The following is an 18,827-nucleotide window of genomic DNA, read 5'->3' on the forward strand; positions in this document are numbered from 1 at the left end:
CCGCACACAGGTGCTCGATGTAGCGATCAAACTTCGCTAGATTTTCCATTGCAGCCCACTAATAAATATGGAATCCTCATTATGAACTGAAATGAAGATGGAAGTCGCTATTTTTTATGACACAGTGAGACTAGTAATGTTCCGGGACGGCGTTCACGCCGTTCTCCTGCAATTCCTTCACGAGCTTCGTGCGCGTGCGCGCGACATCGGTGAGCGCGGGACGTCGATGGGCCGCGATCTCTTCCGCCGTATAAGGCTTGAACGATGCGGGCCGCGACTGCGCGTTCATCGTTGCGAGCAGCCAGTTCAGGACGTTGGCGAGCTCCGCGTCGTTCAATGCCGAATTGGCCGCGCCGGGCACGCGCATCACGAACTGGCGGCCTTCGGGAAGCGAAACGAAATGGCCGAGCGACTCGCGCAATGCGGGCACCTTGCCGGGAATGCCCGAGCCGTCGGCCGTGTGGCATCCCATGCAGTTGAGCACCCAGTCCTGACGCGCCCGTGCCGCGTCGTACGCTTGCGCCTGCGATGCGGCCGCCATCGAAAGCGCGGCGAGCATCGCGGCGACGAGGGCCGCGCGCGGCTTCATAGCCCGAGGCCCTTCACGACCGCATCGCGCCGCTGATGCACGGCGGTCTGATCGAGCGGGGCCGCGCGCCAGGCCTTGACCTCGACGGCGTCGAAGGGCTTGGCCGAACCGTGCTGCGCGTTGAGATCGAACACGACGTAATTCAGCACGTCGGCGATCTCTTCATCGGAGAGCGATGCGAAGCTCGGCATCTTGAAGTTGTAGCTCTTCTCCTTGACCTTGATCGGCCCGAACATGCCGTACATCACGGTATGTCCGAGTTGCGCGCGGCCATCCGGCGAACCCGCATACTTGCCGGGATACTCGACGAGCGGCGGCGCGAGACCGTCCATACCCTTGCCGCCCGCCTGATGACACACCGCGCACTTGCCGTCGAACGTCGACTTGCCGCCGGGGTAATGCACCGTTTGCGCGAACGCCTGCGATGCGAGACTCATGGCGCTCATGACGAGCGCCGTCATCACTACACTTGCCGTCTTCATTGCGTTGCCGCTCCCAGCAGGACCGATACCGAGCAGTGGTAGTTCGAATTGCCGTTCGCCATGCACCAGTTGATGTCGTTATTGAGCGAGAGCTTGTAGAGCGGTTTTTCGCGTTCGTTGCGATTGCAGAAGCAGCGTCCGCAACTCGTCTTGCCGCAGCAGTCGTTGTACGAGACGATGTAATCGGACCCGTCATGCGGATTGCGGCAGGTGCCGATCCACGTGATCGGCGAAGGCGTCGTGCCCGGCGGGCAGCTGCTCGACGTGCCGCCGCAGCAGCTGCAAAGCCAGCCGTCGATCGCGCAATACTTCCAGTAGTCGCAGCTCGTCGGATCATCGCTTGTCGATGAACCGGGCTTCTTCGGCTCCGTCGCGTATGCGGTGCGATCCACCGGCAGGAGCGGCACCATCGCCGATCCGACCAATACCTTGCCGAGCTTCGCCATCGCGCTGCGGCGCGAGCTGCGCTGCGCGACGCCGCGCGCCTTATGTTCGAAGAATGAATCCAGCCATTTCATGAACGCTCACCTGTATGAATGAATGATTTATTGGCGTCTTCAGGCGTGCTGCCCGACCTGGCCCTGATGTTCGTGATGTTCATGATGTTCGTGATCGTCGTGCTTGCCGTGGACGAACTCCTGCAGCGAGGCGACACCGCGTTCCTTTGCTTCGAACAGGCTTTCCAGATGTTCACGCGTATTCACGAGACCCTTCGCGCGGACCTTGCCTTCTTCGTCGAGCAGAACCGCATAAGGCAGCTTGCCGATCTGATAAGAAAGACCCAGCTCTTGCGAAAGCACATACGGGTATTGCGAAAGACCGGACTTGCGATAGAACGCGGCGTGTTCTTCGAATTCGCCATCGCTGGCGAGCACGATGTCGACCGAGCCTTCGCGCGCCTGGATCGACGGCAGCAAGGGCAGCAGCTTCTTGCAGACCGGGCACGTCGGCGAAAGGAAGAACACGAGCGTGTTGCGCTTCGAGTTCGACAGGCCGCCGACCTTCACCGCACGGCCGGCGATATCGCCGAGCTCGAACACCGGTGCAATGGCGCCGACTGCCGGGCCTTTGTCGATCATCAGTGCGCCCGCGGGCATCATGCGTTCATAGAGAATGCCGACTTGGCGAACGAGTGCGAGACAGATCGCGCCGAGCGCGAGCAAAGCGGCCCACGACAGTGCGGCCGAAATCATCAGGGCGGTTTGCATCATGAATTCCTCAGAGAATCGAGCTTGGGAAGATTGACCAGCAGCACGTCGAGCGTGAACCACGCGGCGACGGCGAAAAGCGTGCAGGCGCCTGCGCTCAGATAGTCGAACCCGACGAGCGCGCGGCCGGTTGCGGGAACGAGCGCGGCGGCGGCGAGCGCGGCGAGCATGAGCGCGCGCGCCACATGCCACCAGCCGATCGACTTCGGCGTGCGTTCCGATGCGCGCGCGGCGATGAAGCCGGAGCAGCCGCAATCGATATCGGTATGACCGCGCAGCACGTTGATCGCGAGCGCCGCGCCGAAGAGCGTGAAGAGCGCGATCAGCGCGATGGCGCCGGGCATGCGCGTATCGGCGAACAGCAAGCCGATGGCACCCGCGGTTTCGAGCAGCGGAAACACGAACGACAAGGGCGTCACCGCAAACGACGGCAGCAGCGCGAACCCGTCGAGCGATGCACGAAAACGCGACGGCTCGCGCCACTTGGGCACAGCGCTCGCGAGCGCGATGATCGTCGCGGACGCGATGCACACCATGAGAATGACTGGATCGATCATCGTGTCACCTCAAGGATTGAGCAGCAGCGTCGACGTCGTGCCGAGCTGCTTCTCGACGTGCTGGCGCTTGCCGGTCGTCGCATCCATCACGACGAGATCGGACGTCGGCGTGAGGCCGTAAAACAAGGGCTTTTCGTCGCTGCTGACCTGAATCGCGAGCAGCGGATCGATCTTCTGCTTCGCGAGATCCCAGCGCGCCACGCGCTTCTTGCTTTCGGTGTCGTAGACCCAGATTTCCGTGCCCGGCTCCTTGTGCGAGCCGTCCGGGCCCTTGTGCATCGCCACGTACAGGCGGTGATTCGCCACATGCAGCGCGGTCTGCTGCAAGCCGCCGGGGCGCCAGCCCGCCTTGCGTTCCTGAGCGCTCAGCAAGGGCCATGACGTGCCGAACACCGGCGCATCGCCGGAGAAGTCTGCCGTGCGCACGTTGCCGTTGAAGGTCGTGAACACGTACTGGTTGCCGTCGCGGACTGCGTTGACGAAGGCGGGGTCCTTGTCGACATCGATGAACGCCTCGGAGAGCTTTCGGCTCGCTTCCTTGCCCGCCGCATCGAGCTTGATCGTGAGCGCCTTGCCGCTCTCGCACAGCGCGGAGAAGCGATCGTTGCCGCTCGGGTACGCGAGCACGCAGCCGTCGGTATCGATCTCGCCGACGACCTTCTTCGCGGCCGTATCGATCACCGTGACGGACGTCGACGGCGTGATGTTCGACACATACAAACGGCTGCCGTCTTGCGACAGGTTCGTGTTGTAAGGCGTCGGCACCGCCTGACCGTGCTTGGCCGGGATTTCGATTTCACTGGTCACTTCGAGCGTCGCGTTGTCGATGATCTCGACCACGTCCGTGCGTGCGCCATGGCTGCCGCGCGCGAAGTACGTCGTCGCGACATAGCTCGTCTTGTGATCGGGCGAAATCGCGAAGCCCGGTGCGAAGCCGGCATCGATCTCGCCGATGAAGCGCTTCGTGTCGCCGTCGAAGACGTGAACGCGCGCATCGGTCATGCTCGCGAACGACACGTCTGCCACAAACACGCGATGCGGGCTGAACGGCGGCATCTTCGCCACCGTCAGTTCTTCCGGCTTTTCGGCCGCGCCCGCGTGTGACTGACACGCAAGCAGTCCATACAATAAGGCCCCCATCGCGGCGGCCAGCCGTCTCAGCTCCATCTGTGCTCCTCCTTGTTTATCGTCGAACTGACTCTAAAGACGACAATAAAAAAGAGCACTTCGGAACCGGCAGAGCGTGCGTGCCGAAATGGAGCATTCGAAAGGGAGCCGACAGAGACGCGCGCTCACGCGGCTCAGCAGCCTGGATTTTTGAAAGGGAAATGCCGATTCGAGCCGCGCCGATGCGGCTTGCAATCGTCAGAAAGGAAATGCGCTGCGCTTCAGCGGGCGCGCAGCGTTTGAGAAGGAAGCTCGCCGAACAGGCTTTTGTAATCGCCCGCGAAATGGCCGAGGTTGGAGAATCCCCAGCGCATCGCGGCTTCGCGCACCGGCATTTCGCTTTGCGATGTCGTGGTCAGCAGGCGTCGCACCTGCGCGAGACGCACGGCGCGCAGATAGCTCACCGGATTCATCTGCGTGACGGATTGAAAGCTGTTTTGGACGGTCCTGCGGCTCACGCGCAGTTTCTCGCACAGATCCAGAACCGAAATCGGCTCCTCGGGACGCGCAAGCACGAGCTCATGCGCGCGCCGCACGACATCGGCGCGGCACGCGTAAGTGAGGCGATCCTCGTGACTCGGCACATGAAAGGTCAGCAGATCCAGAATGCTGTCCGTCACGGTCTGCGTGAAGCGATGCGCGCCATCGCCGGAAGAAAAAGGATCGGGGTCCGCGAGCACGGTCTCGACCGCCGCGATGATGCGCTTTCCCGCGCGTGCGCCGGCGACGCCGGGAATGCTCAGGACTTGCCGGCTGAGGATTTCGTCCTGGACATCGATGCCGGCCGCGTCCGCCGCTGCGGCGAGCAGACTCGAATCGATCGCGATGCCGAGCATCGACATATCGGGCGGTGAATGCAGCAGAAATTCCCTGGCGCCCGGTGCGACGACCAGCGCATTCTCATCGACCCTTACGCCCTGAAACGAAAACGGCGCACCGCCGCCCAGCACCAGACCGAAGGTGACGGAACCCGCCGGCAATTGTCCACGTTGAACGATACGAACGTTCGCAGACTCCTGAAAAACCTGCACGCCCGCCACCGAAACCTGCTTCACCGTGCTGCGAAACGCGCCCTCGCCAACCTGGTCGTAGCGCTGCTCCCAACCCGTCAGCGCGTGCGCGTGATGGTCGGCATCCTCGAAGGTTTCATAGTTGGCGTACATGCCCTCCTCCTGCTACTTGCGTCGCCATCGATGCGACTGCTTATGGACTTTCGATTTTTTGGCGTCAAGCTTTGTGATTGTTCTCGTGTGTCGCGCGTCGCGCAATGCTAGAAATGCATGATTGAAAAACGCGCGCGCGCATGCGTAGGCACCCGCACAATCGCGCGTACTTCAGACATTACTTTAAGTCTGCATTCAACTGTCCGCCGGGGCAAATCAGCCAAAAACGCATTCGTCGATAAGGCGCGCCGATAGTCGCTTCACATTTGCCGCGCTGATAACCCGATCCCTTTTCGGCGAATTTGACGCGGATATCCGGCGCATCGACACTGCCCGCCAGGCGAAAGCTTTCGAAAGTATCGGCACGGAACCCACATCCGACTCGCATTCGCGCGGCGCTGGCCCGCGCGAATGTCTGCGCGCGTCCAAAGACCAGCATTCATCGGAGACACACGATGCATTCCCCAAGCACCATCAAGCCAAAAGGCAAACGCTATACGTACGAATGGTATGTCGTCGTGATCTGCATGCTGGCCTATGTATTTTCATTCATCGACCGCCAGGTGCTCGCGCTCATGATCGAGCCGATCAAGCGCGACCTGCATCTCACCGATACGCAATTCAGCCTGCTGCACGGCTTCGCGTTCTCGCTCTTCTACGCGGTGATGGGCATGCCTATCGCGTATCTCGCGGACCGCTTCGCGCGCCCGCGCATCATCGCGACGGGCATCGCGTTGTGGAGCATCGCGACGGCGGCGTGCGGCCTGAGCCAGAGCTTCGTGCATATGTTCGTGTCGCGCATGAGCGTCGGCGTGGGCGAAGCGGCGCTTTCACCCGGAACCTATTCGATGATCGCCGATTACTTTCCCAAGGAAAAGATGGGCCGCGCGATCGGCATCTACTCGCTCGGCTCGTTCATCGGCGGCGGCATCGCGTTTCTCGTCGGCGGTTATGTGATCGCGCTGCTCAAGCACGCGAGCGCTTTCACACTGCCCGTGATCGGTGAAATACGCGCGTGGCAGCTCACGTTCTTTATCGTCGGCCTGCCGGGTCTGCTGGTCGCGTTCGTCTTCATGCTGACCGTGCGCGATCCCGCGCGCAAAGGACTCGCGCAGGACGGCACGGGCAAGATCAGGCGTGTCGCGATGGGCGATGCGCTGCGTTTCATCGCGAGTCATCGCAAGACCTTCTTCTGCCATTACATCGGCTTCTCGTTCTATGCGATGGCGCTCTATTGCCTGATGGGCTGGACGCCCGCATTCTATATGCGCCGCTTCGGCCTCACACCGGTGGAGACGGGCTATATGCTCGGCATCGTGATGCTCATCGCCAACACGACGGGCGTGTTCTGCGGCGGCTGGCTCAACGACTGGCTGCTGCGACGCGGCCGCGCCGATGCACCGATGCGCGCCGCGTGGATCGGCGCGGCGTGCATGCTCGTTCCGGCGATCGCCTTCACGCAGACGACGCGCCTCAATGCATCGCTCGCATGGCTCGTCGCGGCGATGTTCTTCGCTTCGTTCCCGCTTCCGACGTCCGCCGCCGCGATGCAGGCGCTCGCACCCAATCAGATGCGCGCGCAGATCTCGGCGATGTTCCTGCTCGTGTCGAACCTGATCGGGCTGGGGCTCGGCACGACGCTCGTCGCGCTCATCACCGACAAGGTGTTCGGCTCACCGCTCGCCGTCGGCCATTCGATGGCCGTCATCAACGCGGTGGCGATCGTGCTTGCCGTGCTGCTGCTCTTCATCGGGTGCAGGCAGTATCGATCGAGCCTGGATCGCGAAGCGCGTGAAGCGCGCGTAACGCGCGATGTCGTGGACGCACGCGAAAACGCGCCCGATGATATCCGCGGCATTGATGCCAATCGCGCTTTTTAATCTATTTTGCTTATCCGACGCGGGACGTTACGCTCGACGCATCGTCCCTAGAACACACAGGAAAGGCATCATGCAAGCTCAAACCTTCAAAGTTCGCGTCGACGCGTTGTGCGAGGAAGCGCACGGCGTGCGCTCATTCAGCGTCTCGCGTCTCGATGGAATGCCCTTCGACGTCTACGAGCCGGGCGCGCATATCGACGTGACGAGTCCCTCGGGCGTCACGCGCCAATACTCGCTGTGCGGCGATCCGGCACGCCGCGAATCGCATCTCTTCGCGGTGAAGAAGGAAGCGCAGTCGCGCGGCGGCTCGCGCTCGCTGCATGACGAGGTGCGCGTGGGCAGCGAGCTGTCCATCGGTGCGCCGCGCAATCTGTTCAGGCTCGAAGAAAGCGCGAGCGAGCATATCCTGATCGGCGCGGGCATCGGCATCACGCCCCTGCTGTCGATGGCTTATCGCCTCGTCGCAATCGGCGCGCCCTTCACGCTGCACTATTTCGCCCGCAATGAGACACATGCGGCCTTTCTGCCGCTGCTTGCGCGCGCACCGTTCGACAAGCACGTGAAGCTGCATTTCGGCGTCGAGCGTGAAGGCTTGCCCGATGAACTCGATGCCTCATTGCGCGATGCGGACAAGGGGGCGCACGTTTATACCTGTGGGCCGGCACCGTTCATGGATGTCGTGGTGGAGACCGCACAAAAGCGCCTCCCCGCCGATGCCATTCATCTCGAACGCTTCAAGGCCGAGCCGCAAGCGCAAACGGATAGTTCACTCGATACATTCGACGTACAGCTCGCGAGCAGCGGCAAAACCGTGCGCGTCGATGCCTCGACCTCGATCGTCGACGCGCTTGCGTCGATAGGCATCGAAGTGGATACGTCATGCGGCGAAGGCGTGTGCGGCACCTGCATGGTCGATGTCGTGAGCGGCGAGCCGGAGCATCGCGACCATTGCCTGAGCAAGGCGGAACGCGCGAGCAATAGCGTGATCTGCTGTTGCGTGTCCCGCTCGCGCTCGCCGGTGCTCGTGCTCGATCTCTGAGATCACAGTTTCTCGAAGCCCGTGAGGATGTCGGTCATCAGGCCGCGCATCCACGCGATGCCTTCGTCCTCGTGAAAGTGCTCGTGCCAGTGCATTGTCACGGCGGCTTTCGGCAATTGCACCGGCAACGCATAGATGCGGAATGCATCGTCGCGATTGAGGATATGCGCGAGCCGCTCGGGCAGCGTCGCGAACAGATCCGTCACCGCGAGCACGCTGGGCACGGCGACGAAGTGCGGAAGCGCAAGCGCGATATTGCGTCCGACGCCTTGCGCGCGCAACGCATCGTCGAGCGCATGGTGGCTATGTTCGAGCGAACGCACCTGCACATGCGAAGCCGAAAGAAACTGATCGAGTTTCAATGTCTCGCCCACGGGCAAGCCCTTGCGCTTTCTCGTCATGCACACATACGGTTCCTCGAAAAGCAGCGCGTGACGCGTGCGCGGCAATAGCGCAGGCAGATTGCCGATGGCGAAGTCGAGCCGGCTCGACCGCAGCGCCTCCTCGATTTCCTCAACGGGCAAAGGCTCCACCAGCAGCTTCACGCGCGGCGCGGCCTCGTGCAACGCCTGGCAGATTGCCGGCAAAAACGCCATTTCCCCTGCATCGGAAAGCGAAAGACGAAACGTGCGATTGCTCGTCGATGCATCGAAGCGCTCTGCGAAGCGCAACGCTTCGCGCACGGTATCGAGCGCGCGACCGACGATCTCGGCGAGTTCCAGCGCGACGGGCGTCGGCTGCATGCCCGCGCGCGTGCGGATGAAGAGCGTGTCGTCGAAAAGCGTGCGCAAGCGGCCGAGCGAATAACTCACGGCGGGTTGCGAAAGCGCCAGCCGTTCGCCGGCTTTGGTGAGGCTGCGCTCTTCCACGATCGCCTGAAAAACGCGCAGCAGATTGAGATCGACATGATCGAGGGACGTCATCGGGGAACTCTCAAGATATCGACGGGATTTATCGGACAACCGTTTTTTAATCGATTTGACGCATGATCCTCGCAAAGCGAGACTGATGTCAACGAGAGGATGCGCCGATCTACATCGACATCCTCGTGTTAGCCGATCAACCCAACCCCACATCGAACCGATGAGTATGCCGACCACTCAAATCATCGACACGAGCGCGCTGGGCAGCCGCGCGCAAGCGGACCGCATCGCGCCGTCGCTCTATTACGATCCCGATCTCTTCGAAGCCGAACTCGAGCGCATCTTCTATAAAACATGGATCTGGGTCGCGCATGAAAGCGAATTGCCAAAACCCGGCGATTTCGTCACGACGACCATCGGCCGCCAGCCGGTAATCGTCGTGCGCGACAAGAGCGGCGCGGTGCACGTGCTGCAGAACCGTTGCCGCCATCGCGGCGCCACCGTGTGCGAGGAGCACAAAGGCAATGCGAAGGGCTTCACGTGCCCCTATCACAGCTGGTCTTATGCGCTCGACGGCACGCTGCGCGCATTGCCCTATGGCGACGGCTATGAAGGCGTATGCGAGAAAGGCGATCTGCCGCTCAAGAAACTGCGCGTCGGAATCTATAAGGGCTTGATTTTCGCGAGCTTCAACGAGGCAATCGAACCGCTCGAGGATTTCCTCGGCGGCGCCAAGCCCTGGATCGATCTTTTCATGAAACAAGGCGCAGGTTATCCGATCAAGGCCAACGGCGAGCACAAGTTCAAGTTCAAGGGCAACTGGAAGATCCAGCTCGAGAACACGACCGATCTTTATCACTTCCCCGTCGTGCATAAATCGTGGATGAAATCCATCGACGATGAAACCGCCGCGGCCATCACGAGCTTCATGACGAGCGACGACGCGTTCTGCCGTTCGCTCGGCAATGGGCATAGCCTCGCGGTTCTGGTGCCGGAGATCGTCGATCTCGACAAGGACGACGGCGCGCCCTTGCCCGAGCGCTTCAACGATCTCGCCGCGAAGCTCGCCGAGAAACATACGCCCGAGGAAGTGCGCCGTATCGTGCGCTCGCTGATGGGCGTGGGCTTCAATCTGAATCTCTTTCCGAATCTGGCGCTTTCGATGGCGTTCTTCCGCGTGCTGCGGCCCATATCCGCGGCAGAGACGGAGATTCGCCACGTCGCGCTCGCAATGGACGGCGGACCGGAAGAAGCGAATCGCGTGCGCCTGCGCATTCACGAGCATTTCCAGGGCCCGTTCGGCTTCGGCAGCCCCGACGACGCCGAAGCATGGGAGCGCGTGCAGCGCGGCTCGCATGCGGGCCCCGATGTGCCGATTCTCGTGAATCGCGGCCTGAATCGCGAGACGACAGCACCGAACGGAGAAAAGACCGCGCACGCCACGGATGAAACCGGCATGCGTGAAGCCTACAAGCAATGGCGCGCAATGATGGAGCAGGCATGATGGACGATCGCAACGCACTCTTCTCTCAACAGATCTTCGCGCGCGCGATCGAATTCATCTGGCGCGAGGCCGAATTGCTGGACCGTCGCGACTATCGTGCATGGCTCGCTCTGTGGGAGCCGTCGGGCTTCTATGTGGTGCCGATCGATCCGGACACGACCGACTACGCCGCGACGCTCAACTATGCCTACGACGATCAGGACATGCGCGAAAAGCGCGTGCAGCGGATGACGTCCGGCTATTCGGCGTCCGCGTCGGATGCGGCGCGCACGGTCCGCACCGTTTCGCGCTTCACCTTATCGAGCGATAGCGCCGATGTGGTGGAAGTGAAATCGTCGCAGGTGATCGTCGCGTACAAGCGCGGCGTGTCGACGATCTTCGCCGCCGATCTCACGCACAAGATCAGCATGGCGAGCGGCGAACCGAAACTCGTCGAGAAAGTTATCCGCCTGATCGATTCCACTGAGGCATTGAGCGCAATCGGCTTTCTGCTCTGAATGCCGAATGTCGTGTCACGCCGGATCACGGGACAAGGGCAACGCGAAGCAGCATTCGAGACCGCCGCCTGCTGCGCGTTGCGCCCAGATGCGTCCTTCATGGCGCGACACGATGTTCTTGCACAGCGACAAGCCGATGCCGTTGCCGCCCGCTTTCGACGAAGAGAACCCGTCGAAAAGGCGGTCGAGCGCATCGTCGGGCACGCCCGGACCGTTGTCGATCACATGGAGCTCGGCGGCGGTCCCGTTCTTCGCGGTGGCGAGCGTGACGATGCCCGTCGACGGTTTCGCGCCCGCAAGCGCCTCGACCGCGTTGAACGCCAGATTGAGGATCACCTGACCGACCAGCACGCGCTCGCAGCGTATCGGCAGTGGCTCGCGCCATTGTTCGATTCTGACCGTCACGCCTTCGTCACGCGCGCGCAACTGAATGAAGTAGGCGACGTCCGCAAGCACGTCGCGAAGATCCGCCTCGGATTCGACGGGCTCCCGCTTCACGATGAACTCGCGCACGCTCTTGATGATATGCGCCGCGTGCTCCGCTTGCCGGTCCGCCGCGCGCAGGCCCCAGATCGCGCTGTCGATGGAATCGGGCTGCGAGAGCCGCTGAATCGCGCCCTCGATGAAATTGCGCACGGCGGCGAGCGGCTGGCTCAGCTCGTGCGCGATCGCCGTCGACATCTCGCCCATCGCGTTGTAACGGCCCGCGTATTCGAGCATGCGCGCTTCGTTGCGGCGCGCTTCTTCTATCGCGACTTCATCGCTGATATCGCGAAAGTGGACCAGGATGCCATCCTCGATGTCGATGCGCCTGCACGTGATGCGCAGCCATCGCTTCGCTCCGTCGCGGCGCGTAATTGCATAGCGCTGCGCGGGCGTCGAATGCTGGCGCGTCGCACTGCGCAACTGCGCAATCAGCCGGTCGCGATCTTCTTTCGTGCAATAGTCGAGCGCGACGCCGAGCGGCGCATCGCTCGCCACGCCCAGCACGCGCCGTCCCGATTCGCTGATGAAGCCGACCTTGCCGCGCGGCGTGAGCACCGCGACGCCCTCGCCGAGATCCTGCATGTATTCGCGCAAGCGCGCCTCATAGCGGCGCAGCTTCTGGCGCATCGCTTCCTCAGCGCTGATATCGCGGAACTGCACCATCACCACGGCGCGCTCGGAAAGCGGCACATAGGTCGCAATGGCTTCCGACAACATGTCGACGCCCGCACGCGAGCGATAACACCACTCATAACTTTGCGGACCGTCCGTGACCGAGCGATCCATCGCATTCACGGCGATTTCGCGCCGGTATCTGATGTCATCGCGCGTCATGTCGTGCGCCTTGAGCGGCAGCAACTCCTCCACCGAAAAGCCGAGCGCAACACAAGCTGCGCGATTCGCCCAGACGATGGCCTTCGTCTTTGCGTCATGCAGAAGCACGCATTGCGTCAATGCATCGAGCAGGCGGTGGAAATCGTCTTCGGCGGGAAAGTTCATGGCGAGGTGCGAGAAATACAGGATTGCAACGCTAACCATAGCATCGGCTCGTGCCGGACGCCCCTAAAGATTTCTTTAGATACCTCGGGTGCTTCACCAGACAACACACACGCCTTCCCAATTGTGTCCGTCTTTTTGCGTTTCTAGACTGGCATCAAAGCGTGCGGCTCGAAAGCGCCCTCATTCATCCATGTGAGTCATACGAACGAAAAGGAGACGTCCCCATGTCAGCTTCCGCGACCGCCGTCGCTATCCGCGATGATCTGTCCGATCAAATAGATACCCTGACCCTCGACGATGTGATCGCCGAGATCGCAGAACGCCGCGATGAATTCGACCGGCTATCGCATGTGCCGCGCGATGTCATCGCGAAGTTGAAGCGCGTCGGCATCTATCGCGCCGCGACACCGAAGCGCTTCGGCGGCGATGCGCGCTCGCCCGGCGAGTTCCTTCACATGATCGAGCGCATTGCGGTCGCGGACGGATCGGCCGCGTGGGTTGCAAGCTTCGGCTCCGCGAATCTCTATCTCGCCGCCTTGCCGCTCGCCACACAAGCCGCGATCTATGCCGACGGCCCCGATCAGGTCTTCGCGGGCGGACTCTTTCCCGTGCAGAACGCGCAACCCGCGCCGGGCGGCTATCGCGTGAACGGCACGTGGAAGTTCGCAAGCGGCTGCAAGGGCGCGGACTGGCTCGGTGTCGGCATCGGCACGGGAAAGCCGGGCGAAGCACCGGGCAAGCCGCGCACGGCCGTGTTTCGTCCCGCGCAAGTGGAGATCGTGGAGAACTGGAACGTCGTCGGCATGCAAGGCACGGGCAGTCACGATCTGCGCGTGACGGACCAGTTCGTCGCGGAGGACTGGACCTTCGTGCGCGGCGGCGAACCGACCGTCGACGAACCGCTCTATCGCTATCCGACCATCGCCTATGCCGCGCAAGTGCTCGCCGTCGTGAACCTCGGTCTCGCGCGCGCCGCGCTCGACGTCGCGAACCAGATGGCCGGTGGCCGCAAGACGACAACCGGCGCGCCGCAACTCGCGGACCGCGCGTATTACCGCATCGAGCTTGCCAAGGCGGAAGCGCAACTGCGCTCCGCTCGCGCGTTCTTCTATGAATCGACCGACAGCGTGTGGCAGTCGATTCTCGCGGGCCATGAAGTCACGCCCGATCAGGTCAGCCTGCTGCGTCTTTCCGCGACGCAGATCGCGCGCGAAGGTGCGGATGTCGTGAATCGCGCCTATCGGCTGGGCGGAACGATGGCGATCTATCGCACGCACCCGCTCCAACGCCTGATGCGCGACGCGATGGTCGTCACACAACACGCCTTCCTCGGCGAAGGCAATTACGACGGCGCGGGCGCGGTGTTCGTCGGCGTGCCGCCGATTCCCGGCTATCTCTGATCCATTTTCATCGCATAACAAAAGGAGTAACGCTTCATGACCGAAAACCGAAACCTGCCGTTGCGCGTACTGTTCTGCTGCGGTGTCACGCAGAATTTCTTCGACCTGCCGCGCGAGCAGATCGGCGAAGTATGGCAAGCCTACGGCAAGATGCTGGCCGCTATTGAAGCCATGGACAACGTGCGTGTGCTGGGCGTGATGGATGACGATCGCCTCGTCGTCGGCCAGTCCGATGGCGCGCCGTGGACCTTCTACATCATGGCCGATGTCGCCGATTTCGATACGGCCGTTGCCGTGTGCAATCTCTATCGCACGACGCCCGTCGGCGACTATAACTTGTGGCGCTATGGAAAGATCGAGGCGCGCGTGGGACGCGCGCTCACGGTTCCGCCCGCCGCAGCCAATAACGCCTGACGCCATGACGCAAACCACGATCGATGCGTTGCTGACGCGCATCGCCGCACTCGAAGCGCAGAACGAAGTGCGCAAGACCATCGCGCGCTATATGGCCTTGTGCGACGTGCCTTGCGTGGCGCTCGATGGCGAATCGCTCGCCGCGCTCTTTACGAATGACGCCGTGTGGGAAGGCATCGGCCCGCAATACGCGCATAAGTTCGGGCGCCTGCAAGGGCGTGCGGAGATCATCGCGATGCTGCAACGCTATCTGCCACCCATACCGCACTTCGCCACCAACGTGCATTTTCTGACGTCGGAGCATATCGAGGTTAATGGCGATAGCGCCAGCGGCCGGTGGATCATGCTGCAGGCATCAGGTTATGCCGATGAGAAGGCGGAACTCATCGCCGCGCGGCTCGAGATCGACTTCGTGCCTTCCGCGCACGATGCGGATCGAGCGTGGCTGATTCGACACTTCCGCACCGAGCGTCTCTTCGACGCGCCCTGGCACGTGAACCCTCGCAAGGAGACGAAGGCATGAGCGCATACATCAGTGAGTTCGATCTGTGCGCGCACGATTGCGCCGACGCGCCGACCATCGCGATCAAGGACAGCATCGATATCGCAGGACATGCGACCACGGCCGCGAGCCGCGCGCTCGCGGATACGGTCGCTGCGGCAGAACACGCCGATGTCGTCCAGCGCCTGCTCGATGCGGGCTGGCGCATAACGGGCAAAACCAACATGCACGAGCTCGCGTTCGGCATGACCGGTATCAATGACTTCACCGGCACGCCGCGCAATCCGCAGGACGCCGCGCGCATTCCGGGCGGATCGTCGAGCGGTTCGGCTTCGGCTGTCGGGCTCGGTCTCGTCGATGCCGCGCTCGGCACCGACACCGGCGGCTCCGTGCGCGGCCCTGCCGCATGCTGCGGCGTGACCGGATTGAAGCCCACCTTTGGCCGCGTGTCGCGTCGCGGTGTGGCGCCCGTCGAAACGACGCTCGATTGCGTCGGTCCGTTCGCGCGTGAGATGCGTGTGCTGATCGATGTGATGTCCGCGATCGATCCATCGTTCGATGCAGGCAGCGCGCGACGCGACGCATCGAAGGCGCGTGTCGGCATCGTTGCCGTCGACGCGGACGCGGGCATTCGCAAGGCCGTCGAGCATGCCGTGCGTTGCGCGGGATTCGCGTCACGCGGCGTCGAACTCGCGTCGATGCATGACGCTTTCTGCGCCGGTCTCGCGGTCATCAACGCGGAGACGTGGCATGCGTTCGGTCATCTCATCGAAACGGGCAAGCTCGGTGCGGATCTCGATGCGCGGCTGCGCGCGGCATTGAACACCACGTCCGCTGATCTCGATGCCGCGGAAAACGTGAGGCGCATCTTCATCGCAGCGGTGGATCACGCACTTGCGGATGTCGACGTGCTCGTGCTCCCCACCCTGCCCGCGTTTCCGATCACGCTCGACGCAGCACGCGCGGGCACGTCGGTGATCGCGATGTCGTCGCTGATCAGGCCGTTCAATCTGAGCGGCCATCCCGCGTTGAGTCTTCCGCTTCCGGTCGAAGGTGCATCGCTCAAGGCGGGCTTGCAGATCGTCGGGCGTAAAGGCGCGGATGAAAAGGTATGCGCTGTGGCCGCACATATCGAAGCGGCGCTCGTTCAATAAAGGAACCCAAAGATGTCCAACAGAATCGCGCTCGTCACGGGCGCTGCACGCGGACTCGGCGCCGCAATCGCGCGCCGCTTCCATGCCGCGGGTTACAAGGTCGCATTGGCCGATATCGCAATCGAAGCAACGCAGGCGCTCGCACGCGAACTGAGCGCGGATGAAGACAGCGCGTTCGCGCTGAAGCTCGACGTCACATCGAAAGCGGATTTCGAGCGCGCGCGCGATGCGGTGCATGAACGCTGGGGCCGTATCGATGTGCTCGTCAACAACGCGGGCGCATCGAAGGTCGTGCCCGTGATGGAGATCACCGCGGAACAGTTCGATCAGGTCATCGACGTCAATTTGCGCAGCGTGCTCTTCGGCTGTCAGGTGCTCGGCCAGTACTTCGCGGATCGCGGCGCGGGTCGCATCATCAATATCGCATCGCTTGCGGGGCAGAACGGCGGCTCGGCGACGGGCGCGCACTATGCGGCCGCGAAAGGCGGCGCGATCACGCTGACCAAGGTGTTCGCGCGCGATCTCGCGGCGCAGGGCGTGACCGTGAATGCGATTTCGCCGGGACCGCTCGATCTCGCCATCGTGCATGAGAGCGTGCCCGCCGACAGGCTCGACAAGGTTATCGCGGGCATTCCGGCGGGACGTCTGGGCTCGGCTGATTACGTCGCCGATATCGCCGTGCTGCTCGCATCACCCGATGCGTATTTCGCAAACGGCGCGTGCTGGGACGTCAACGGCGGGCTTTACATGCGTTAGCGCATGCATGACGTAGCGTCAGGGCCGCTCGTCGTCCGGCGGGCTCCACACTTCGAGCACGTCGCGCACGAGCGTGGCGATGGATGCCGCGCCGAGCTTGTCCTTGATGCTCGCGCGATGCACGTCGACGGTCTTCACGCTGATCGAGAGATCGGCGGCAATGCGCTTGCTCGGCTTGCCTTCGATCACGCCGCGCAAGACTTCCTTCTCGCGCGCGGTCAGCGATTCGACGCGCTCGCGCAATTCGCGCTGCCGCTGGTCTTTCGCGTGCCGCTGCGTGGCGAGCTTCATCGCCCGTTGCACGCGATCGAGCATTTGCTGCGAGTTATATGGCTTCTCGACGAAGTCGATCGCGCCATGCTGAAGCGCACGCACGGACATTGGAATATCGCCGTGACCGCTCACGAAGATGATAGGCAGGGTCGCGCCGCGGCGGTTGAGCTCGGCCTGCACGTCGAAGCCGCTGATCTCGGGCATGCGCACATCGAGCACGAGGCACGCGGGGCGGCTCACGTCGAAGGCATCGAGGAAATCGGCGGCGTTGGCGAATCCTTCCGACTTCACGCCGACCGAATCCAGCAGCCATGCGAGCGACGTGCGCATGCCGTTGTCGTCGTCGACGATATACACCACGGGAGCAGATGAATTCATGGCCGATGCTCTTGTCATGCGCGCTTCAGGGACCGTGCGCGCCGTGCTAACCGGCTGTCTCATCGCAAGGTCTCGTTCTTATGGAGAAGCAATGATAACCAGCCGATATTCACTTCGAAAGCCCCATCTTTACCTCGATCGCGCGGGATAGGTAAAACCTTTAGTGCGTTCGGTAACGACGCGGAGAAAGCCGGCGGATCGTGCCGATTCTTTTTGTGCGGTTCAGCGCGTACGCTTGAATCACGATTTGATATACACCTTGATGGACAACCGAAGAATGAATCGAACAGGAGACGTCGTTATGTCCGCGCTGCCCCGTCCCGCGCTCGTCGATATCGATCACGCGCGCAAGCAGTTTCGCCAGGCCATGTCCCATCTCGGCGCCGCGGTGAACGTCATCACGACGACCGGCGCGCACGGCCGCTGCGGGATCACCGCGAGCGCGGTGTGCTCGGTCACCGATGCGCCGCCCACGCTGCTCGTCTGCATCAACCGGTCGAGCGCGATGCATGCCGCGTTCGCAGGCAATCGCAATGTGTGCGTAAACGTACTGCCTGGACATCTCGAACAGATCGCGCGGCACTTCGCGGGCCTCACGCAACTGTCGATGGAAGAGCGCTTCTCGTTGCCCGTCTGGGACGAAGGCGAGAACGGTGTGCCCGTCTTGCGCGACGCGCTGGCGAGCCTGCAAGGGACCATCGTCGAGGCGAAGGAAGTGGGATCGCACTCGGTGATGTTCGTCGAAACCCACGCGATCCGCGTGCGCGACGACGGCGACAGCCTGATTTATTTCGATCGCAACTTTCATCGCGTGCCGCGTGTTTGTGCGGCGCAGTGACGGGTCGTCGCCCATTCTGCGTTAATTGATTACAGGAAGAGCGCTACCTATACTCCACGCGCAGACAGGCGAGTGAAAGGGAAATCGAATAATCGCGCCGTCACACGGTGCTCGCGTTTTTCATCATCCGCACGTCATCACGCATCGCCCAGGTCTGCCTATTCGCCACTTGGAGATACGTGATGAACAAGTCCTTCAGGCTATTGGGTGCATGCGGGCTGTTCGCGCTGGTAGCGGCTCAACCGGTTTTCGCGCAGCACGACAAGGTTATCGACGAAGCAAATGCCGCCTGGAATGCGGCTTTCAACAAGGGAGATGCCGGGGCGCTCGGCGCCATGTACGACGAAAAGGTGGTGTTATCGCCGGGGAACGGAACCACCATCACCGGACGCGCCGATGTCGAGAAGTTCTATAAGGGTCTCTTCGACGCGGGCTTTCGCGATCATACGATCGATGTCGTCCGGGCGAATCGCGTCGGCAATCTGATCTATCAGACGGCGAACTGGACCGCCGTGGCGGAAAAGGACGGCAAGAAGACGCCTTATAAGGGCGTCGTGCTCAAAGTGCTCACGAAGGGCGCGGACGGCAAGTGGCGAACGACCGCGCAGACCTGGAACGCGGCGCCATGACAGCAGCACGCTTGCGGGCCTGAAGCGGCTTCAGGCCCGGGGGCTTGCG

General features: G+C 62.3%; 22 protein-coding genes. 11 read left to right on the top strand and 11 right to left on the bottom strand.

Annotated elements, in window-relative coordinates; genetic code table 11:
- Positions 1–130: 130 nt before the first annotated feature.
- From AWB78_RS35270 to AWB78_RS46980, 8 genes are all read right to left on the bottom strand, one after another.
- Positions 131–589: a c-type cytochrome gene (locus tag AWB78_RS35270; RefSeq protein WP_062611290.1), complete on the bottom strand. Its 459-nt coding sequence runs from the start codon at positions 587–589 to the stop codon at positions 131–133.
- Complete coding sequence (locus AWB78_RS35275) at positions 586–1,050, bottom strand: c-type cytochrome (RefSeq protein WP_374729512.1); 465 nt, start codon at positions 1,048–1,050, stop codon at positions 586–588. The genes AWB78_RS35270 and AWB78_RS35275 overlap by 4 nt, the downstream gene beginning before the upstream one ends.
- 17 nt (positions 1,051–1,067) lie before the next feature.
- Entirely contained in the window at positions 1,068–1,589 is a 522-nt protein-coding gene (locus AWB78_RS35280; RefSeq protein WP_061150888.1) for a methylamine dehydrogenase light chain, read from the bottom strand.
- 39 nt (positions 1,590–1,628) lie between these two features.
- On the bottom strand, positions 1,629–2,282 hold the full coding sequence (mauD, locus tag AWB78_RS35285) for a methylamine dehydrogenase accessory protein MauD (protein WP_062611293.1): 654 nt from the start codon (positions 2,280–2,282) through the stop codon (positions 1,629–1,631).
- On the bottom strand, positions 2,279–2,836 hold the full coding sequence (locus AWB78_RS35290) for a MauE/DoxX family redox-associated membrane protein (protein ID WP_062611295.1): 558 nt from the start codon (positions 2,834–2,836) through the stop codon (positions 2,279–2,281). The genes mauD and AWB78_RS35290 overlap by 4 nt, the downstream gene beginning before the upstream one ends.
- 9 nt (positions 2,837–2,845) lie before the next feature.
- On the bottom strand, positions 2,846–4,003 hold the full coding sequence (locus tag AWB78_RS35295; protein WP_062611297.1) for an amine dehydrogenase large subunit: 1,158 nt from the start codon (positions 4,001–4,003) through the stop codon (positions 2,846–2,848).
- A 221-nt stretch (positions 4,004–4,224) separates the two neighbouring features.
- Positions 4,225–5,166 (bottom strand): helix-turn-helix domain-containing protein, encoded by a 942-nt coding sequence (locus AWB78_RS35300; RefSeq protein ID WP_062611299.1) that lies wholly within the window; start codon positions 5,164–5,166, stop codon positions 4,225–4,227.
- 178 nt (positions 5,167–5,344) lie between these two features.
- Positions 5,345–5,605 carry a hypothetical protein gene (locus AWB78_RS46980; protein WP_157697720.1) on the bottom strand — a complete coding sequence of 87 codons (261 nt, stop codon included), beginning with the start codon at positions 5,603–5,605 and terminating at the stop codon, positions 5,345–5,347.
- A 16-nt stretch (positions 5,606–5,621) separates the two neighbouring features.
- Between AWB78_RS46980 and AWB78_RS35305 the strand changes: the two genes are divergently transcribed.
- The gene (locus AWB78_RS35305) at positions 5,622–7,046 is read left to right on the top strand and encodes a spinster family MFS transporter (protein WP_062611301.1); all 1,425 of its coding nucleotides are present in this window, start codon (positions 5,622–5,624) and stop codon (positions 7,044–7,046) included.
- A 70-nt stretch (positions 7,047–7,116) separates the two neighbouring features.
- Positions 7,117–8,085 (top strand): PDR/VanB family oxidoreductase, encoded by a 969-nt coding sequence (locus AWB78_RS35310; protein ID WP_062611304.1) that lies wholly within the window; start codon positions 7,117–7,119, stop codon positions 8,083–8,085.
- A 2-nt stretch (positions 8,086–8,087) separates the two neighbouring features.
- On the opposite strand, the gene AWB78_RS35315 is transcribed toward AWB78_RS35310, so the two are convergent.
- Complete coding sequence (locus AWB78_RS35315) at positions 8,088–9,008, bottom strand: LysR family transcriptional regulator (RefSeq protein WP_062611306.1); 921 nt, start codon at positions 9,006–9,008, stop codon at positions 8,088–8,090.
- A 160-nt stretch (positions 9,009–9,168) separates the two neighbouring features.
- Here AWB78_RS35315 and AWB78_RS35320 point away from each other — a divergent pair, with 160 nt between their 5' ends.
- Both AWB78_RS35320 and AWB78_RS35325 read left to right on the top strand, forming a co-directional pair.
- Complete coding sequence (locus tag AWB78_RS35320; RefSeq protein ID WP_062611308.1) at positions 9,169–10,452, top strand: aromatic ring-hydroxylating oxygenase subunit alpha; 1,284 nt, start codon at positions 9,169–9,171, stop codon at positions 10,450–10,452.
- Positions 10,449–10,949 (top strand): aromatic-ring-hydroxylating dioxygenase subunit beta, encoded by a 501-nt coding sequence (locus AWB78_RS35325; RefSeq protein WP_062611316.1) that lies wholly within the window; start codon positions 10,449–10,451, stop codon positions 10,947–10,949. Before AWB78_RS35320 ends, AWB78_RS35325 begins: the two co-directional genes overlap by 4 nt.
- Before the next feature lie 15 nt (positions 10,950–10,964).
- Here AWB78_RS35325 and AWB78_RS35330 read toward each other — a convergent pair whose 3' ends face one another.
- Complete coding sequence (locus AWB78_RS35330; protein WP_062611318.1) at positions 10,965–12,434, bottom strand: sensor histidine kinase; 1,470 nt, start codon at positions 12,432–12,434, stop codon at positions 10,965–10,967.
- A gap of 224 nt (positions 12,435–12,658) precedes the next feature.
- Here AWB78_RS35330 and AWB78_RS35335 point away from each other — a divergent pair, with 224 nt between their 5' ends.
- From AWB78_RS35335 to AWB78_RS35355, 5 genes are read left to right on the top strand one after another with little or no spacing between them, the layout of a single operon-like run.
- Positions 12,659–13,834, top strand: a complete 1,176-nt coding sequence (locus AWB78_RS35335; RefSeq protein WP_062611320.1) for an acyl-CoA dehydrogenase family protein — start codon at positions 12,659–12,661, stop codon at positions 13,832–13,834.
- Positions 13,835–13,870: 36 nt separating this feature from the next.
- Complete coding sequence (locus AWB78_RS35340; protein WP_062611322.1) at positions 13,871–14,248, top strand: hypothetical protein; 378 nt, start codon at positions 13,871–13,873, stop codon at positions 14,246–14,248.
- Positions 14,249–14,252: 4 nt separating this feature from the next.
- Positions 14,253–14,771, top strand: coding sequence for a nuclear transport factor 2 family protein (locus tag AWB78_RS35345; RefSeq protein ID WP_062611324.1), 519 nt, complete (start codon positions 14,253–14,255; stop codon positions 14,769–14,771).
- Complete coding sequence (locus tag AWB78_RS35350; RefSeq protein WP_062611326.1) at positions 14,768–15,904, top strand: amidase; 1,137 nt, start codon at positions 14,768–14,770, stop codon at positions 15,902–15,904. The genes AWB78_RS35345 and AWB78_RS35350 overlap by 4 nt, the downstream gene beginning before the upstream one ends.
- A 12-nt stretch (positions 15,905–15,916) precedes the next feature.
- Entirely contained in the window at positions 15,917–16,660 is a 744-nt protein-coding gene (locus AWB78_RS35355) for an SDR family NAD(P)-dependent oxidoreductase (RefSeq protein WP_062611327.1), read from the top strand.
- An 18-nt stretch (positions 16,661–16,678) separates the two neighbouring features.
- Here the strand turns inward: AWB78_RS35355 and AWB78_RS35360 are convergent, their stop codons facing one another.
- Entirely contained in the window at positions 16,679–17,311 is a 633-nt protein-coding gene (locus AWB78_RS35360; protein WP_062611329.1) for a response regulator transcription factor, read from the bottom strand.
- A gap of 301 nt (positions 17,312–17,612) precedes the next feature.
- Between AWB78_RS35360 and hpaC the strand changes: the two genes are divergently transcribed.
- The gene (gene hpaC, locus AWB78_RS35365) at positions 17,613–18,149 is read left to right on the top strand and encodes a 4-hydroxyphenylacetate 3-monooxygenase, reductase component (protein WP_062611331.1); all 537 of its coding nucleotides are present in this window, start codon (positions 17,613–17,615) and stop codon (positions 18,147–18,149) included.
- A 182-nt stretch (positions 18,150–18,331) separates the two neighbouring features.
- The gene (locus tag AWB78_RS35370; RefSeq protein WP_063959064.1) at positions 18,332–18,778 is read left to right on the top strand and encodes a YybH family protein; all 447 of its coding nucleotides are present in this window, start codon (positions 18,332–18,334) and stop codon (positions 18,776–18,778) included.
- Positions 18,779–18,827 lie beyond the last annotated feature (49 nt).

The organism is Caballeronia calidae (genome assembly GCF_900044055.2).
Classification (GTDB): domain Bacteria; phylum Pseudomonadota; class Gammaproteobacteria; order Burkholderiales; family Burkholderiaceae; genus Caballeronia; species Caballeronia calidae.

What these genes read in the sequence shown, in the direction of transcription:
- AWB78_RS35270 (WP_062611290.1), bottom strand. Translation starts at nt 589, where the DNA reads ATGAAGCCGCGCGCGGCCCTCGTCGCCGCGATGCTCGCCGCGCTTTCG.
- AWB78_RS35275 (WP_374729512.1), bottom strand. Translation starts at nt 1,050, where the DNA reads ATGACGGCGCTCGTCATGAGCGCCATGAGTCTCGCATCGCAGGCGTTC.
- AWB78_RS35280 (WP_061150888.1), bottom strand. Translation starts at nt 1,589, where the DNA reads ATGAAATGGCTGGATTCATTCTTCGAACATAAGGCGCGCGGCGTCGCG.
- mauD (WP_062611293.1), bottom strand. Translation starts at nt 2,282, where the DNA reads ATGATGCAAACCGCCCTGATGATTTCGGCCGCACTGTCGTGGGCCGCT.
- AWB78_RS35290 (WP_062611295.1), bottom strand. Translation starts at nt 2,836, where the DNA reads ATGATCGATCCAGTCATTCTCATGGTGTGCATCGCGTCCGCGACGATC.
- AWB78_RS35295 (WP_062611297.1), bottom strand. Translation starts at nt 4,003, where the DNA reads ATGGAGCTGAGACGGCTGGCCGCCGCGATGGGGGCCTTATTGTATGGA.
- AWB78_RS35300 (WP_062611299.1), bottom strand. Translation starts at nt 5,166, where the DNA reads ATGTACGCCAACTATGAAACCTTCGAGGATGCCGACCATCACGCGCAC.
- AWB78_RS46980 (WP_157697720.1), bottom strand. Translation starts at nt 5,605, where the DNA reads ATGCTGGTCTTTGGACGCGCGCAGACATTCGCGCGGGCCAGCGCCGCG.
- AWB78_RS35305 (WP_062611301.1), top strand. Translation starts at nt 5,622, where the DNA reads ATGCATTCCCCAAGCACCATCAAGCCAAAAGGCAAACGCTATACGTAC.
- AWB78_RS35310 (WP_062611304.1), top strand. Translation starts at nt 7,117, where the DNA reads ATGCAAGCTCAAACCTTCAAAGTTCGCGTCGACGCGTTGTGCGAGGAA.
- AWB78_RS35315 (WP_062611306.1), bottom strand. Translation starts at nt 9,008, where the DNA reads ATGACGTCCCTCGATCATGTCGATCTCAATCTGCTGCGCGTTTTTCAG.
- AWB78_RS35320 (WP_062611308.1), top strand. Translation starts at nt 9,169, where the DNA reads ATGAGTATGCCGACCACTCAAATCATCGACACGAGCGCGCTGGGCAGC.
- AWB78_RS35325 (WP_062611316.1), top strand. Translation starts at nt 10,449, where the DNA reads ATGATGGACGATCGCAACGCACTCTTCTCTCAACAGATCTTCGCGCGC.
- AWB78_RS35330 (WP_062611318.1), bottom strand. Translation starts at nt 12,434, where the DNA reads ATGAACTTTCCCGCCGAAGACGATTTCCACCGCCTGCTCGATGCATTG.
- AWB78_RS35335 (WP_062611320.1), top strand. Translation starts at nt 12,659, where the DNA reads ATGTCAGCTTCCGCGACCGCCGTCGCTATCCGCGATGATCTGTCCGAT.
- AWB78_RS35340 (WP_062611322.1), top strand. Translation starts at nt 13,871, where the DNA reads ATGACCGAAAACCGAAACCTGCCGTTGCGCGTACTGTTCTGCTGCGGT.
- AWB78_RS35345 (WP_062611324.1), top strand. Translation starts at nt 14,253, where the DNA reads ATGACGCAAACCACGATCGATGCGTTGCTGACGCGCATCGCCGCACTC.
- AWB78_RS35350 (WP_062611326.1), top strand. Translation starts at nt 14,768, where the DNA reads ATGAGCGCATACATCAGTGAGTTCGATCTGTGCGCGCACGATTGCGCC.
- AWB78_RS35355 (WP_062611327.1), top strand. Translation starts at nt 15,917, where the DNA reads ATGTCCAACAGAATCGCGCTCGTCACGGGCGCTGCACGCGGACTCGGC.
- AWB78_RS35360 (WP_062611329.1), bottom strand. Translation starts at nt 17,311, where the DNA reads ATGAATTCATCTGCTCCCGTGGTGTATATCGTCGACGACGACAACGGC.
- hpaC (WP_062611331.1), top strand. Translation starts at nt 17,613, where the DNA reads ATGTCCGCGCTGCCCCGTCCCGCGCTCGTCGATATCGATCACGCGCGC.
- AWB78_RS35370 (WP_063959064.1), top strand. Translation starts at nt 18,332, where the DNA reads ATGAACAAGTCCTTCAGGCTATTGGGTGCATGCGGGCTGTTCGCGCTG.